This window comes from Pseudomonas sp. LM13, assembly GCF_041381355.1.
In the GTDB taxonomy this organism is placed as follows: Bacteria; Pseudomonadota; Gammaproteobacteria; order Pseudomonadales; family Pseudomonadaceae; genus Stutzerimonas; species Stutzerimonas frequens.
This window is the reverse complement of the sequence record NZ_JACBXH010000063.1, coordinates 1-14286: the sequence shown is the minus strand read 5'-3', so window position 1 is coordinate 14286 and position 14286 is coordinate 1. Positions and strand designations below refer to the sequence as shown.

Here is a 14286-nt window from a genome sequence, read left to right as displayed (position 1 = left end):
AAAGAAAAGGGAGCCTAGGCTCCCTTTTTTCATGCCGTGCCGTCAGCCAATCAGAGATCGATACGGAACGACTCGAGCATCGCCGGGATGCCCGGGAACATGCCGATACCCAGCATCACGGCGCAGAGCACGATGAAGACGATCGTCGGGATGACCCAACGATGCAGGTGGCTCAGGGACTGACCACGCTCCTTGTCACCGATCAGCCCGAGATTGTCGAGCAGCACCGTCAGCGACCAGCCGAACACCGGATTAACCAGCGCCGAGGAAAAGATCACGATGGCCGCCGACTGCGAGGTCTTGCCCTCACGGGTCATCTGCATACCGGCTTCCAGCAGCGGCAGGAACACGCCGACCATCAGCGCCACGCTCAGTACCGGCGGCCAGATCGCCAGATCCATCGGGTAGCCCCAAAGCGCCGCAACCACACAGAGCAGGCCGGTGAGCAATGCACCGGCGGGAATCGGGCGCTTGGCGATGGCGGCCGGCACCATGAAGGTGCCCCAGGATGAGGCCAGGTTACCGCCACCCAGCGACGTGCCGACGATCTGTCGTGCCGCCGCAACGCACATGGTGTCATCGATGTTCATCAGCACCTTCTTCGCCTTCGGCGGATAGTTCAGCTGCTGGAACACACGATGTCCAAGGAAGTCCGGCGACCACATGGCTACCGCCAGCACGGCAAATGGCGCGACAGCAATGAAGTGATGCAGCTCGGGCAGACCGATCTGCCAGCCGGTAGTTTCGCCCCACCAGTACATCGGATTCAGGTTGGGCACACCCGGCTCGGTGGTGAACTCGAACGGAGCGCCCAATGCAAATGCGATCACGGCCGCCAGCGCCGAACCCAGCGGAATCGCCAGCCAGCGCATGCGGATATGTTCTAGATAGGCGTACATCACGATGGTGGCGAACACCACGATAAACGCGATGTAGCCCATGTCGAAGCTGTCGGCCCAACCGAACAGCTTCTTGATCTGCGAGGTAATGCCGATGAAACCCAGATACAGCAGCAATCCGCCACAAACACCATCACTAGTCAGACGCGCCAACAGACTGCCGCCCTTGAAGACACCCAGGGTGAAACCGAGCACACCCACCATGATCCCCAGCGCCATAGGATGCCCGCCCGATGCGACGATCAGGGGGATCAACGGAATCAGCGGGCCATGGGTCCCGGCCAGGTTGGCCGTGGGATTGAGGAAACCGGAGAACACCACGACAAACAGCAGTGCTGCGATCAGCATCTCGTAGCGCGCGTTCTCGATCACGAACTCGTTGGAAAGCCCCATCGGGCCGGCGAAAGCCGCAACAACCGCCGCCACCATGACGATCTTGCCGATGGTCGCCGCCATGGCCGGCACCCAATCTTCGTACTCGAAACGGTAGTCACGAAACGGCAGGTTTATTCCCCAGCGCTTCGGCGCCATGATCTCCAGTTCGTGCTCGAGGTATTCAGAGCGAGTCGCGAAATTTCCCTTCGGCTTGTGAAGCTCCCGATAACTGCGTAGGTCCCTACCATTCATGCTAGTCAGCCATACCGAAAAATTTGCGCCACGGTACAGACTGACCCCAAGCAACTCATCACGACCTTGAAACTATTGAGCTAGAGCGGTCTTTTGTGATAGCAAGCAAGCTATTCATCGAGCTATTGGCATAGCAAATAGCCACGCCAAGTATTTTGAAACAAGGGAACGGCTATCAGCGTTTTACTGCTTTCGCCCTAGCAATTCGGCAATCCGCTGGCGATCACTGGCAAAGCTGACTTCCGCATCAGCGCGCGCCTTTTCGAAACGCTTGAGGTCGCGCAGCAGACTCTGCTCTTCCTTTTCAAGGTTCTCGATCTGCGCCAACAAGTTGCCTGGAACCTTGCGGCCGGCGCGCTCATGGTTCGCCGCCTGCTTGCGCAAGCTCGCATGCTGGTTGCGTATCGACTGCAGGTTGCCGCGGGCCAAGCCCATCACGCTATCGAGCTCGGAAAGCTTGCGCGTTTCGGCCCGCTCCACATCCTCGACACTGGCATACAGACGCAGCAGCTGCGCATCCGATGCAGCGCGGGCCTTCTGTGCCTGCAACCGGGCAAATTCCTCCGCGGTCGGTGCCGGCGGCACCTCGCGGACCACTCGCCCTTGCTCGTTGAGCACCTGATATCCACGCGAAATGTGTTGCGGCGGCACGCCATGGCGATCGAGTACGACCACGCCGCGGTCGTCCACATAGCGATACAGCTCGGCAGCCGAGGCCAATACCGGACATATGACTCCCAGCAGGAGCAACGTACGAGCGGCTACCGATTTACGCATGGCGCATTACCTACCCTGGGTCAGATTCCGTACTGCTCGCGATAAGCCTGTACCGCGGGCAGGTGCTGTTTCAGCTGAGCGTCGTCGGCGAGATATTCCAGCACTTGCTCCAGGGACACAATACTGATTACCGGCATTCGATAATCACGTTCAACTTCTTGAATCGCCGACAGCTCGCCCTGCCCTCTTTCCTGTCGATTCAAGGCGATGAGTACGCCGGCGGCCTCGGCTTTCTGCGCTTGGATGATCTGCATCACTTCGCGGATCGCGGTGCCGGCGGTGATCACGTCATCGACGATCAGCACACGCCCCGCCAGCGGTGCACCGACCAGCGTGCCACCCTCGCCATGATCCTTGGCTTCCTTGCGGTTGAAGCACCAAGGCAGGTCGCGCTGATGCTGCTCGGCCAGCGCGATGGCAGTGGCTGCGCCGAGCGAGATGCCCTTGTAGGCCGGACCGAAGATGACGTCGAAATCCAGGCCGCTCTCGATCACCGCCGAGGCGTAGAACCGCCCGAGCTGTGCCAACGCGCTGCCGCTGTTGAACAACCCGGCATTGAAAAAATAGGGGCTGGTGCGTCCCGACTTGAGAGTGAACTCACCGAAACGCAGAACACCGCGTTCGATGGCGAAGCGAATGAACTCGCGCTGGTACGCCTGCATGAAGAAATTTCCCGGAAAACCACTGTTTTAGCTAATTGCGAAGAGCTTGGGTTATCATACACGCACGTGTTTTTAGGGGCCATTTATGCGGATCATCAGCGTCAACGTGAATGGCATTCAAGCGGCGGCACAGCGGGGATTGCTCAGCTGGCTGCAAGCGCAGAATGCCGATGTCATCTGCCTGCAGGATACCCGCGCCTCTGCCTTGGAACTCGACGACCCGGCTTATCAGCTGGACGGTTATTTCCTCTACGCCTGCGATGCCGAGATTCCGGAACAGGGCGGCGTGGCGCTTTATTCCAGATTGCAGCCAAAAGCAGTGATCACCGGACTGGGCTTCGAAACCGTGGACCGCTACGGCCGTTACCTGCAGGCCGACTTCGACAAGGTCAGCATTGCCAGCCTGCTGGTGCCGTCCGGTCAGGGTGGCGACTCCAATTTGAATCACAAGCTCAAGTTCATGGACGATTTTGCCCGCTATCTGGACAAGCAGCGCCGCAAGCGTCGTGAGTACATCTATTGCGGCTCGCTGTACGCCGCGCATCAGAAGATCGATGTGAAGAACTGGCGCGACTGCCAGCAGGATCCGGGCTTCCTCGCGCCCGAACGTGCCTGGCTCGATGAAATCTTCGGCAACATGGGCTACGTCGACGCCTTGCGCGAAGTGAATCGCGAAGGTGATCTGTTCAGCTGGTGGCCGGACACGGAGCAAGCGGAGATGCTCAACCTCGGCTGGCGCTTTGATTATCAGATCCTGACCTCGGGCCTTCGCCGCTTCGTCCGCAGCGCACGCTTGCCACGTCAGCCACGCTTCTCCCAGCACGCACCGCTGATCGCCGATTACGACTGGACGCTCAGCCTGTAAGCTCGCGACTCGCAAGGGCGACCGGCGCGGAGATCGCCGGTCGCCGCTCTGCGGTCAACTGAAGATCGAAGCCGGCCTATTTGACGAGCCGCCAGCAGAACGGATAACGGTAGGGCTTGCCCTCGTTGGCGCGGATGCCAGCGATCACCACCAGCACCAGCGCCACGACGCTCACCAGCACCATCAGCGGGAAGCCGATGAGGATCCAGGCCAGCACGCCGCAGATCATCATCGCAATGCTGAAGGTCAGTTGAAAATTCAACGCCTCCTTGCCCTGCTGGTCGACGTAGGGATCCATGTCCTTCTTCAACTGCCAGACGATCAGCGGGCCAATCACGTTGCCGATCATCGGCGCCAGGAACCAGAAGAACGCCGAATAATGACAGAACATTGCCCACTGGCGCGCTTCGCGACTGGGCAACGGCACGAGATCCTGATCGCTCATTCCGCGCTACCTCTTTCTCAGTCCGCCAGCGCCGCGCGCTGCAGGTCGAACAACTGGCGCATGCCATCGTGGGCCAGTGCGAGCATGGCATTGAGCTCATCGGCATGGAACGGCGCACCCTCGGCAGTGCCCTGAACCTCGATGAAACCGCCGGCATCGGTCATCACCACATTCAGGTCGGTCTCGGCGGCAGAGTCTTCCAGATAGTCCAGGTCCAGCACTGGCGCACCCTGGTAGATACCGACCGAAACGGCTGCGATCATCTGTTTGACCGGATCGCCACCCTTCAGACCACCACGCTTTTTCAGGACCTTCAGGGCGTCGATCAGCGCGACCATGCCGCCAGTGATCGAGGCTGTGCGAGTACCGCCATCGGCCTGAATCACGTCGCAGTCAATGAACAGCGTGTTCTCGCCCAGCTTGCTCATGTCCAGCGCGGCCCGCAGCGAGCGCCCGATCAGACGCTGGATTTCCAGCGTGCGTCCACCCTGTTTGCCCCGTGCGGCTTCGCGTTGGTTCCGCTCACCAGTCGAACGCGGCAGCATGCCGTACTCGGCAGTCAACCATCCCTGGCCCTGGCCCTTGAGGAAGCGCGGCACGCCGGCCTCGATGCTCGCCGTGCAGATCACCTTGGTATCGCCAAACTCGACCAGCACCGAGCCCTCTGCATGCTTGGTGTAGTTTCGGGTGATGCGGATCGAGCGCAGCTGATCGGCGGCACGGCCACTGGGTCGCTTCATGGATAGGTCCTGCTAAATAAAGAATGTGAGCGGCATTATAGAGCCCCTGGCCGGGAAAGGGTCGCGACCGTCCGGCCGTCACTGCAGCGATGGCCGGTTTCCATTACAATCCTCCGCCTTTCGCAGTCCGCATCCGAGAGGTTATCCGATGGTCCACAGCATGACGGCCTTTGCCCGCAGCGAGCAGGCCGGCCCCCATGGCACCTTCAGCTGGGAAATCCGCTCGGTCAATCACCGTTATCTGGAACCGCACCTGCGCCTGCCTGAGGCGTTCCGCGATCTGGAAGGTCAGGTGCGCGATGCGCTGCGCAAGGGCCTCTCGCGCGGCAAAGTGGAGTGCACGCTGCGCTTCGCCGAGGAAAGCCAGCGCAGCAGCCTGCAGGTTGACCAGGAGCGCGCCAGCCAGTTGATCGCCGCCGCCGAAAGCGTTGCCGCCCTGATTCGCCAGCCGGCCGCTATCGATCCGCTGCAGGTGCTCGGCTGGCCGGGCGTGCTGGTCGCCGATGCGGCCGACCCGCAAGCACTCAACCAGAGCGCACTGGAGCTGTTCCACAAGGCTCTGGCGCAGCTCAAGGAAGGCCGTCGGCGCGAGGGCGCGGAGCTCGCCAAGTTGCTCGAGGAGCGCCTGGATAGCATCCTCGCGGAAGTCGCCACGCTGCGTGAGCAAGTGCCGCAGATGCTCGCCGCCCAGCGCCAGAAGATCCTCGACCGTTTCAACGAGATGGCCGCCGAGCTGGATCCGCAACGCCTCGAGCAGGAGATGGTTCTGCTCGCACAGAAGAGTGACGTGGCCGAAGAACTCGACCGTCTGAGCACCCACGTCGGCGAAGTTCAGCGCGTGCTCAAGGCCGGTGGCGCCGCCGGGCGCCGCCTTGATTTCCTCATGCAGGAACTCAACCGCGAGGCCAACACCCTCGGGTCGAAAGCCTTCGACCCGCGCAGCACCCAGGCCGCGGTGAACCTCAAGGTTCTGATCGAGCAGATGCGCGAACAGGTGCAGAACATCGAATAACCCCAGCTGCCTAGCGGCTGGTCTACTTTTGTCCCACAGGCTTTCCAGGAACCCGTCATGTCCGCCACCACCGGTACGCTTTACATCGTGTCCGCGCCTTCCGGGGCCGGCAAGACCAGCCTGGTCAAGGCCTTGGTCGACGCACAACCGCAGGTGCGGGTGTCGGTTTCGCACACGACTCGCGCCATGCGCCCGGGCGAGGTCGACGGCGTGAACTACCACTTCGTCAGCCGCGAGGATTTTCTCGAGCGTCTGGAGCGCGACGAGTTCCTCGAACATGCCGAAGTGTTCGGCAACCTCTACGGTACCTCGCAGCGCTGGCTGGAGCAGACCCTGGCCGAGGGCTTCGACCTGATTCTGGAAATCGACTGGCAGGGTGCCCAGCAGGTGCGCCGGCTGATGCCGCAAGCCAAGTCGATCTTCATCCTCCCGCCGACCCAGGAAGCTCTGCGCCAGCGCCTCAACAACCGCGGCCAGGACAGCGACGAGATCATCGAGAAGCGCATGCGCGAAGCGGTCAGCGAGATGAGCCATTACGTCGAGTACGACTACCTGGTGATCAATGACGACTTCGCCCACGCGCTGGTCGACCTGCAGTCGATCTTCCGCGCCAACCAGCTCAAGCAGCAATCCCAGCAGCAGCGCCACGCACGACTGCTCAGCGAGCTGCTGGCCTGAGAAACAGCGCTTCCATTAAGGCTGGTGATTTTTTAGACTAATCCGTCCGCTCGCCCATTCGGGCATGCTCTACCGTTACTGATCACGAGGAACACCATGGCCCGCGTTACCGTTGAAGACTGCCTGGACAACGTTGATAACCGCTTCGAGCTGGTCATGCTTGCCACCAAGCGCGCGCGTCAACTGGCGACCGGCGGCAAGGAGCCGAAAGTGGCCTGGGAGAACGACAAGCCGACCGTTGTCGCGCTACGCGAAATCGCTTCCGGCCTGGTCGATTACGATGTCATCGCACAGGACGAAATCGTTGATGACGAACCGCTCTTCACCCAGTACGAGGAAGAGCCGAACGAGGCCATCTGATTAAATGCCAGGTCGAAGTCGAGCCGATCACATCGCCCGCCGGCAAGGAGCACTACCTTGCCAGCCATAGACGCACTCGCGGATCGCCTGTCGACCTATCTCGGCCCGGACCAGGTCAACCTGGTTCGCCGAGCCTATTTCTATGCCGAGCAGGCCCACGACGGGCAGCGCCGGCGCAGCGGTGAAGCCTACGTCACCCACCCCCTCGCGGTAGCCAACATCCTCGCCGACATGCACATGGACCATCAGAGCCTGATGGCCGCGATGCTGCACGACGTCATCGAGGACACCGGTATTCCCAAGGAAGCCCTGGTCGCCCAGTTCGGCGAAACCGTGGCCGAGCTCGTCGATGGGGTCAGCAAGCTGACCCAGATGAACTTCGAGACGAAGGCCGAGGCCCAGGCCGAGAACTTCCAGAAGATGGCCATGGCCATGGCCCGCGACATCCGCGTGATCCTGGTCAAGCTCGCCGACCGTCTACACAACATGCGCACCCTGGAAGTGCTGGCCGGCGAAAAGCGTCGACGCATCGCCAAGGAAACCCTGGAAATCTACGCACCGATTGCCAATCGCCTCGGTATGCACACGATGCGCGTGGAGTTCGAGGATCTCGGCTTCAAGGCCATGCACCCGATGCGTTCGGAGCGCATCCGCGCCGCCGTACGCCGCGCCCGCGGCAACCGCAACGAGATCGTCGAGAAGATCGAACAGTCGTTGATCCACTGCCTCGAGCGCGAAGGGCTGGAAGGCGACGTACTGGGCCGCGAGAAGCACCTGTACAGCATCTACAAGAAGATGCGCGGCAAGCGGAAAGCCTTCCACGAGATCATGGATGTCTACGCCTTCCGCATCGTGGTGGACAAGGTCGATACGTGCTATCGCGTGCTCGGCGCCGTGCACAGCCTGTACAAGCCACTGCCAGGGCGATTCAAGGACTACATCGCGATTCCCAAGGCCAACGGCTACCAGTCGCTGCACACCACCCTGTTCGGCATGCACGGCGTGCCCATCGAAATCCAGATCCGCACCCGCGAGATGGAAGAGATGGCCAACAACGGCATCGCCGCACACTGGTTGTACAAGTCCCCCGAGGACGAGGTGCCCAAAGGTACCCATGCTCGCGCCCGTCAGTGGGTCAAGGGCGTACTGGAACTGCAGCAGCGTGCCGGCAACTCGCTGGAATTCATCGAGAGCGTGAAGATCGACCTGTTCCCCGACGAGGTCTACGTCTTCACCCCCAAGGGCCGCATCATGGAGATGCCCAAGGGTTCCACCGCCGTCGACTTCGCCTACGCGGTGCACACCGATGTCGGCAACACCTGCATCGCCTGCCGCGTCAACCGTCGCCTGGCACCGCTGTCGCAGCCACTGGAAAGCGGCTCGACGGTGGAAATCGTCACCGCGCCGGGTGCACGGCCGAATCCCGCGTGGCTGAATTTCGTCGTCACCGGCAAGGCACGCACGCACATTCGCCATGCGCTCAAGCTGCAGCGCCGCTCGGAGTCCATCAACCTCGGCGAGCGGCTGCTGAGCAAGGCCCTCAGCGGTTTCGAGACGAGCCTCGACAAGATCAGCCCCGAGCGTATCCAGCATGTGCTTGCCGAGTACCACATGGAATACGTCGAGGACCTGCTGGAAGACATCGGCCTGGGCAACCGCATGGCCTACGTCATCGCCCGCCGCCTGATTGCCCGGGACGACGAGCAGGCACCGGCCCTCGAAGGGCCGCTGGCGATCCGAGGTACCGAAGGGCTGGTACTCAACTACGCCAAGTGCTGCACGCCGATTCCCGGCGACCCAATCGTCGGTCACCTGTCGGCCGGCAAGGGCATGGTGGTGCACCTGGAAACCTGTCGGAACATCGCTGACGTCCGCCACAATCCGGACAAGTGCATCCAGCTGTCCTGGTCCAAGGACGTCACGGGCGAGTTCAACGTCGAGCTGCGCGTCGAGCTGGAGCACCAGCGCGGCCTGATCGCCCTGCTCGCCGGCAGCGTCAATGCCGCCGACGGCAACATCGAGAAGATCGGCATGGACGAGCGAGACGGCCGCATCAGCGTGGTCCAGCTGGTGGTCAGCGTGCATGACCGCGTGCATCTGGCCCGGGTCATCAAGAAGCTGCGCGCGATCAAGGGCGTCACTCGGATCACCCGCGTCAAGGCCTGACCGCTTCCGTCGACTTCACCTATCAGCAAAACGCCACGGCTGGCCGCTCTCGCCATCAGCCATTATGCTGGCGGCCCGTTGCCCAATTCCCAGAGGAGTCTCCATGAGCAAGACCGTGATCAACACCGACAAGGCCCCGGCCGCCATCGGCACCTACTCCCAGGCCATCAAAACCGGCAACACCGTCTACCTGTCCGGACAGATCCCGCTGGATCCCAAGACCATGGAGCTGGTGGAGGGTTTCGAGGCGCAGGCCGTGCAGGTGTTCGAGAACCTCAAGGCGGTGGCCGAGGCCGCAGGCGGCTCGCTGAAGGACATCGTCAAGCTCAACATCTTCCTCACCGACCTCGGCAATTTCGCCACCGTCAACGAGGTGATGAGCCGTTACTGCCAGCAGCCGTACCCGGCGCGCGCAGCCATCGGCGTCGCCGCGCTGCCGAAAGGCGCGCAGGTCGAAATGGACGCGATCCTGGTCATCGACTGATCCGCTAGGGCCGGCGCGGCCCTGTGCCGCGCCGCTGCTCATCAGCGCACCAGCACCTCGACCCGTCGATTGCGCGGCTCGGCGGTGGCATCCGGTGTCACCACCAGCAGATTTCCCTCGCCGTGCGACGTAACCCGCAGCTCCATGGCCTCCAGCCCCCGCGCTTTCAGTAGTTCGGCGACAGCCTGGGCGCGGCGCAGGCCGACCTGCTCGTTCGTGGCCCGATGCCCCAGCGTATCGGTATGGCCGATCACCGTGACCACCGGGTAATCGCGGCGCAGCGCCGCCTGCAATACCTCGTCCACGACCTGCGTGGCGGCACCGCCCAGCCCCGAGGCTCCCGATTGAATGACGAAACGCTCCGGCAGGGCCGGCTGCGCGGACAAGGCTTCGCCGAAATCACGGCCGCGGCGCATGTCGCTGACCGCAAACGCTGGACCAGTCCCGGCAATCGTCATGCCCTTGCCCGGTGCCTCGAGCAGGCGCTGCCCCTCGTCACCCAGCACCACACCACCCGGCACCCCATCGGCCAACATGACGTAAGAGTGCTGCGCGCAACCAGCAAGCGTCAGCAGCGCCAGGAGCAGAGCGTGCCGCTTCATTCGTTCACCTTCATCAGCAGCTGGCCTCCAAGCACCCGCACAAGCCCCTGTGGGGTATGGATCGCCACCGCGTCGGGATCGAGCCGCGCCATGTCGCCGGCAATCAGATTCAGCGATCCCCGAGCGAGCATGGCACGCAGTTGGAGATCGCCAGCGGCTGGAGCGAAGCGGTACTCATCAAGCGTGAATTCGCTATGCGGGCCGAACGACAACACGCTGCCATCGTCGAGGATCACACCAAGCCTACCCTTGGCGCCGGTACTCAATGCCACCCCGGGCACGATCGCCTGACCGACCTTTGCCGCGTTGGTATAGCCGCGACTGCTGACGTAAGCAGGGCCTTCCACCCGCGCCACATGCCCGACCGGCTCGGGCAGCTTTTCGGCGAAGGCAGGCGCAATCAAGGCTGCAGCGGCCAGATAGAGGGCACGCTGCATGTTGTTGAAGCAAATCATCGAATTCTCGAATCGTCAGGAATGCGGTTGGAGCGATCCCGCTCCACTGAGCTAAGGCAGTCCAAACCGGCAAAAAATCCCCTGCCGTTTCGTTTTCCGGTGATTTACTGGTGGAGCTGGGCCAGGCGGCTGGCATCTGCGAGTCAGCGCGAACCAGCTCTCGCTGCGGCGGCCCGCACAGCCGAAGGCAGCACAAGCACGGCTCGTTCATGTTTCGATTCGAGAGGCAGATCGGGCCGTGCAAACAACCTGGGGGGGACGATCACCCGTCCCCATGGAGGCATGGAACGCCATCAGTTCAGGTAACGCTGCACTGCCTGTTGCAGCAACCCCTCCTGCTTCATCTGGTCGAGTGTTCGCTGCAGTTTTTCGACGACCGCATCCGGCGTTTCCTTGTTCAGCGCCAGGTAGAGATCGACCCGGCTCAGTGTCAGCGCCACGACCAGCGGGCCGACGCCGGCCTGCTTCGCCTCGTATTCGCCGGAGGGGTTGGTGGTCGCCCACAGATCGAACTGGCCGGCCTTCAGCTTGGCCGGCGTATCGATCAGCGAACTCTGCACCTCGATGCCGCGGTTGATCAGGTACTGACTGCCCACGCTGCCATCCTTCGAGCCGATTCGATACTGCCTGGCATCTTCCAGGCTAGAGACCTGAACCTGGCTCTCCGGGGTCTTGAGCAGCACGATCTGGATCTCGCTGAGCGGACCGACCCACTTGTACTTGGGCTCGCGCTCGGGGGTACGACTGAGGGAGAACACGGCGAAGCCTGGGGTCTTCTCGGCCAGTTTTTGCAGGCGGCTCCACGGGAAACGCAGCGTCATCGCGTAGGGCACGTCGGCGCGCTTGAACAGGGCGGCCACCACGTCGGCGTCGATGCCGCTGATCGCATCCTCCTTGGCGAAATTCTTGCTATCGTCGGCCATGCTGAAGGGTGGAAAGTTCTGCGTGAGCAGGTTGATCGTTTCCCCGTCGGCACTGGCCGAGGCAAATGGCAGGAGGGCAATCAGCGCGCCCAGGAAAGCGCAGCGAAAATATTTCTTGTTGGTCGGCATGTTGAGATCTCGGGTCGATCGGACATCGTTATGCCGCACCGGCATCGGTGCCGGGCGGCTGTCGGCAAGTTCTTATTGCGCCCGGCTCGTGACAAGCGACCGCGCGGCGATGAACCCTAACAGCGCCTGGCATGACATTCTCTGCGTCGGATCACTTACGTGCGTGCCGCCATCGGATGGCGGCTCCTCCAGGCAGGGGCAACTGCGGAGGCACGGCATCTGGCGCAAGTTTTCGTTCCCCTGGCCGCTGGTCATTCGTCGAAAACCTGCGAGCCGTTCGTCGCGTAGCCACCCCCATGGTGGCACTTGCCGTATTCTCGCCGGCTATCGGAGTCTGCGGACCCGAGACACAGTCGGGCATATAAATCGCATCCAACGCATCCGAACTGTGGCGCGCCATGCAAATGGCGCCGCGGGGCTTCCCGCAAAACTGTGGTCCGCCTGCGGGCGGTGGTTTGTCGAAACGTCGGGGCTACCCGACTGGATGTGAAATGAAAACACCTCGTCTGCTACAAGGTCGTCGCGGCCCTGTACTCGCCATTTTTCTGCTCCTGCTGATCGCCGCTTGCATTACCTATTGGCAGCTGCAGCCCAGCTCTCCGTCGACGCCAGCCACTGGCGCGGCGGCGAGCATGCTCGAAGCCCTGCAGGACTCCACCGATCCCTGGCAGGCCAATCGCCGCGACCTCTCGGTGCTGGTGAATGACCTGCGTGGCGCCAACATCGCCAGCGCCGCGCTGGGTAAGGACGCGGTGTACGTCAGCCTGCACGACGGCCTACGTTACTGGGTGCCGGATCAGTCCGGTCGCGTCGCCGGGCTGCTGCTCGAGCAGTACGCGCAGGGCAGCGGCGAACTGTTCCCGTTGGCCATGTTCCAGACCGACGCGGAAAAGCCGTTCTACACCTACCTGCTGCCGTACTCGCCAATTGCCCTGCTGCTGCTCGGCGCGGCAATCTTCTTCGGCATGAAAACGCGCAGCTTCGAGGTCCAGCGCAAGGGCAGCGGCGTGACCTTCGCCGACGTGATCGGTGCCGCGGAGGCCAAGCAGGCCCTCAGCGACGTCACCGCCTACCTGCGCAATCCGGCCGCCTACGCACGCCTCGGCGCGCGCCCACCCAAGGGTGTGCTACTGACTGGCGAGCCCGGTACGGGAAAGACTCAGCTGGCCAAGGCACTGGCCAGCGAATCGAATGCCAGCTTCATCCAGGTCACCGGCAGCGACTTCTCCTCGATGTATTTCGGCGTCGGCATCCAGAAGGTCAAGGCGCTGTTCCGTACCGCACGTAAGCAGGCGCCGTGCATCATCTTCATCGACGAGATCGATGGCATCGGCAAGCGCGCCGAACAGCAGCGTTCCAGTGACGCCGAGAGCAACCGCATCATCAACCAGTTCCTTGCCGAGATGGACGGCTTCGACGGCGCCAGCGGCGTGCTGGTGCTGGGCGCCACCAACTTCCCCAATTCGCTCGATCCGGCGCTGGTGCGCGAAGGCCGCTTCGACCGCTCCATCGCCGTCGCCCTGCCCGGCCTCGATGACCGTGAGGCGCTGTTCCGCCTGTACGCCGGCAAGATCAGCGCGGCGACCGATCTGGACTTCCCGCAGCTGGCACGCAGTACCGTCGGTCTCACGCCGGCTGCCATCGCCTATATCGTCAACCATGCGGCGCTGCTGGCAGCACGCGCGGGTGCCAAACAGGTCGATATGGCGCACTTCGTCGATGCGGTGGAAACCTGCCGCATCGGCGAGCAGCCTTCCGGCGTGACGCCGATGTCCGCCACCGACCGCAAGCGCATCGCCGTGCACGAAGCCGGCCACGCGCTGGTGGCCGCGGCGCTGAATGTCGGTCGAGTGGAAAAGGTCACCATCCTACCGCGCGGCCAGGCGCTGGGCGTGACCCTGGTGACGCCGGTGGAAGACAAGCGGCTGCACATGTATTCCGAACTGCGCAATCGCATCCAGATGCTGCTGGCCGGCCGTGGTGCCGAGCAGTTGTATTTCCATGAAGTATCGTCCGGTGCCGGGCAGGATCTGCAGGAAGCCTCGAAGATCGCCCTTTCCATGGTCGGTGCCCTCGGCATGGGGCCGCGTGGCTCGCTGCTGAGCCTGCAGGCCGTGCGCGACGCGCATCTGGACAGCGATCCGCGCGAAGCGTTGGAAGCAGCCGATGAACTACTGCAGCAACTCAATCACGAGTGCCTCGCACTGCTACAGCGCCTGAAGCCGGCGCTCGACCAGATCACCGAGCGCCTGCTCGAGTGTGAGACCGTGCCGGGTGAGGAAGTGCTCGCTGCGGTTGCCGCGATTCCTGCCGACCGTGGCCACGGCATCTCGCCATGGCATGGCCCGGTCTCCGGACTCGAGCGCGTCGCCGCCTCAGGCTTCGACGACGGCACCGGGGCGCTGTTCGACCTTGTCGCTGGTGAGCCGAAGGACACTACCGAGCCGGAAGGCCCCGGGATG

General features: G+C 62.7%; 15 protein-coding genes. 7 read left to right on the top strand and 8 right to left on the bottom strand.

Going from position 1 to position 14286, the window contains the following annotated elements:
* Nucleotides 1-50: 50 nt before the first annotated feature.
* The 3 genes from HZR81_RS22350 to pyrE all read right to left on the bottom strand — a co-directional run bounded on the left by HZR81_RS22350 (nt 51) and on the right by pyrE (nt 2965).
* Nucleotides 51-1526 (bottom strand): DUF3360 family protein, encoded by a 1476-nt coding sequence (locus HZR81_RS22350; protein ID WP_080902081.1) that lies wholly within the window; start codon nt 1524-1526, stop codon nt 51-53.
* A gap of 183 nt (nt 1527-1709) precedes the next feature.
* Complete coding sequence (locus tag HZR81_RS22345) at nt 1710-2303, bottom strand: DUF4124 domain-containing protein (RefSeq protein ID WP_313450635.1); 594 nt, start codon at nt 2301-2303, stop codon at nt 1710-1712.
* A gap of 20 nt (nt 2304-2323) precedes the next feature.
* Nucleotides 2324-2965 carry an orotate phosphoribosyltransferase gene (gene pyrE, locus HZR81_RS22340; protein WP_500129294.1) on the bottom strand — a complete coding sequence of 214 codons (642 nt, stop codon included), beginning with the start codon at nt 2963-2965 and terminating at the stop codon, nt 2324-2326.
* Nucleotides 2966-3050: 85 nt separating this feature from the next.
* Between pyrE and crc the strand changes: the two genes are divergently transcribed.
* On the top strand, nt 3051-3830 hold the full coding sequence (crc, locus tag HZR81_RS22335; RefSeq protein ID WP_500129293.1) for a catabolite repression control protein Crc: 780 nt from the start codon (nt 3051-3053) through the stop codon (nt 3828-3830).
* A 76-nt stretch (nt 3831-3906) separates the two neighbouring features.
* On the opposite strand, the gene HZR81_RS22330 is transcribed toward crc, so the two are convergent.
* On the bottom strand, nt 3907-4275 hold the full coding sequence (locus HZR81_RS22330) for a DUF4870 domain-containing protein (RefSeq protein WP_102839521.1): 369 nt from the start codon (nt 4273-4275) through the stop codon (nt 3907-3909).
* Nucleotides 4276-4292: 17 nt separating this feature from the next.
* The gene (gene rph, locus HZR81_RS22325; RefSeq protein ID WP_063539545.1) at nt 4293-5015 is read right to left on the bottom strand and encodes a ribonuclease PH; all 723 of its coding nucleotides are present in this window, start codon (nt 5013-5015) and stop codon (nt 4293-4295) included.
* A 148-nt stretch (nt 5016-5163) separates the two neighbouring features.
* Between rph and HZR81_RS22320 the strand changes: the two genes are divergently transcribed.
* The 5 genes from HZR81_RS22320 to HZR81_RS22300 all read left to right on the top strand — a co-directional run bounded on the left by HZR81_RS22320 (nt 5164) and on the right by HZR81_RS22300 (nt 9715).
* Entirely contained in the window at nt 5164-6027 is an 864-nt protein-coding gene (locus HZR81_RS22320) for a YicC/YloC family endoribonuclease (RefSeq protein ID WP_500129292.1), read from the top strand.
* A gap of 57 nt (nt 6028-6084) precedes the next feature.
* The gene (gmk, locus tag HZR81_RS22315; protein ID WP_063539543.1) at nt 6085-6705 is read left to right on the top strand and encodes a guanylate kinase; all 621 of its coding nucleotides are present in this window, start codon (nt 6085-6087) and stop codon (nt 6703-6705) included.
* 96 nt (nt 6706-6801) lie between these two features.
* Nucleotides 6802-7065: a DNA-directed RNA polymerase subunit omega gene (rpoZ, locus tag HZR81_RS22310; protein ID WP_003295433.1), complete on the top strand. Its 264-nt coding sequence runs from the start codon at nt 6802-6804 to the stop codon at nt 7063-7065.
* 57 nt (nt 7066-7122) lie between these two features.
* Nucleotides 7123-9231, top strand: coding sequence for a bifunctional GTP diphosphokinase/guanosine-3',5'-bis pyrophosphate 3'-pyrophosphohydrolase (gene spoT / locus HZR81_RS22305; RefSeq protein ID WP_500129291.1), 2109 nt, complete (start codon nt 7123-7125; stop codon nt 9229-9231).
* Nucleotides 9232-9334: 103 nt separating this feature from the next.
* Nucleotides 9335-9715 carry a RidA family protein gene (locus HZR81_RS22300; RefSeq protein ID WP_063539541.1) on the top strand — a complete coding sequence of 127 codons (381 nt, stop codon included), beginning with the start codon at nt 9335-9337 and terminating at the stop codon, nt 9713-9715.
* A gap of 41 nt (nt 9716-9756) precedes the next feature.
* Here the strand turns inward: HZR81_RS22300 and HZR81_RS22295 are convergent, their stop codons facing one another.
* The 3 genes from HZR81_RS22295 to HZR81_RS22285 all read right to left on the bottom strand — a co-directional run bounded on the left by HZR81_RS22295 (nt 9757) and on the right by HZR81_RS22285 (nt 11824).
* Complete coding sequence (locus HZR81_RS22295; RefSeq protein WP_500129290.1) at nt 9757-10317, bottom strand: OmpA family protein; 561 nt, start codon at nt 10315-10317, stop codon at nt 9757-9759.
* Nucleotides 10314-10772 carry a FecR domain-containing protein gene (locus HZR81_RS22290; RefSeq protein WP_500129289.1) on the bottom strand — a complete coding sequence of 153 codons (459 nt, stop codon included), beginning with the start codon at nt 10770-10772 and terminating at the stop codon, nt 10314-10316. Before HZR81_RS22290 ends, HZR81_RS22295 begins: the two co-directional genes overlap by 4 nt.
* Before the next feature lie 293 nt (nt 10773-11065).
* A complete protein-coding gene (locus HZR81_RS22285; RefSeq protein ID WP_500129288.1) occupies nt 11066-11824 on the bottom strand; it encodes a substrate-binding periplasmic protein in 759 nt (252 codons plus the stop codon).
* Nucleotides 11825-12315: 491 nt separating this feature from the next.
* Here HZR81_RS22285 and HZR81_RS22280 point away from each other — a divergent pair.
* Nucleotides 12316-14286: AAA family ATPase (locus tag HZR81_RS22280; RefSeq protein WP_500129287.1), on the top strand; the 1971-nt coding region annotated here is incomplete at its 3' end.

What these genes read in the sequence shown, in the direction of transcription:
- HZR81_RS22350 (WP_080902081.1), bottom strand. Translation starts at nt 1,526, where the DNA reads ATGAATGGTAGGGACCTACGCAGTTATCGGGAGCTTCACAAGCCGAAG.
- HZR81_RS22345 (WP_313450635.1), bottom strand. Translation starts at nt 2,303, where the DNA reads ATGCGTAAATCGGTAGCCGCTCGTACGTTGCTCCTGCTGGGAGTCATA.
- pyrE (WP_500129294.1), bottom strand. Translation starts at nt 2,965, where the DNA reads ATGCAGGCGTACCAGCGCGAGTTCATTCGCTTCGCCATCGAACGCGGT.
- crc (WP_500129293.1), top strand. Translation starts at nt 3,051, where the DNA reads ATGCGGATCATCAGCGTCAACGTGAATGGCATTCAAGCGGCGGCACAG.
- HZR81_RS22330 (WP_102839521.1), bottom strand. Translation starts at nt 4,275, where the DNA reads ATGAGCGATCAGGATCTCGTGCCGTTGCCCAGTCGCGAAGCGCGCCAG.
- rph (WP_063539545.1), bottom strand. Translation starts at nt 5,015, where the DNA reads ATGAAGCGACCCAGTGGCCGTGCCGCCGATCAGCTGCGCTCGATCCGC.
- HZR81_RS22320 (WP_500129292.1), top strand. Translation starts at nt 5,164, where the DNA reads ATGGTCCACAGCATGACGGCCTTTGCCCGCAGCGAGCAGGCCGGCCCC.
- gmk (WP_063539543.1), top strand. Translation starts at nt 6,085, where the DNA reads ATGTCCGCCACCACCGGTACGCTTTACATCGTGTCCGCGCCTTCCGGG.
- rpoZ (WP_003295433.1), top strand. Translation starts at nt 6,802, where the DNA reads ATGGCCCGCGTTACCGTTGAAGACTGCCTGGACAACGTTGATAACCGC.
- HZR81_RS22300 (WP_063539541.1), top strand. Translation starts at nt 9,335, where the DNA reads ATGAGCAAGACCGTGATCAACACCGACAAGGCCCCGGCCGCCATCGGC.
- HZR81_RS22295 (WP_500129290.1), bottom strand. Translation starts at nt 10,317, where the DNA reads ATGAAGCGGCACGCTCTGCTCCTGGCGCTGCTGACGCTTGCTGGTTGC.
- HZR81_RS22290 (WP_500129289.1), bottom strand. Translation starts at nt 10,772, where the DNA reads ATGATTTGCTTCAACAACATGCAGCGTGCCCTCTATCTGGCCGCTGCA.
- HZR81_RS22285 (WP_500129288.1), bottom strand. Translation starts at nt 11,824, where the DNA reads ATGCCGACCAACAAGAAATATTTTCGCTGCGCTTTCCTGGGCGCGCTG.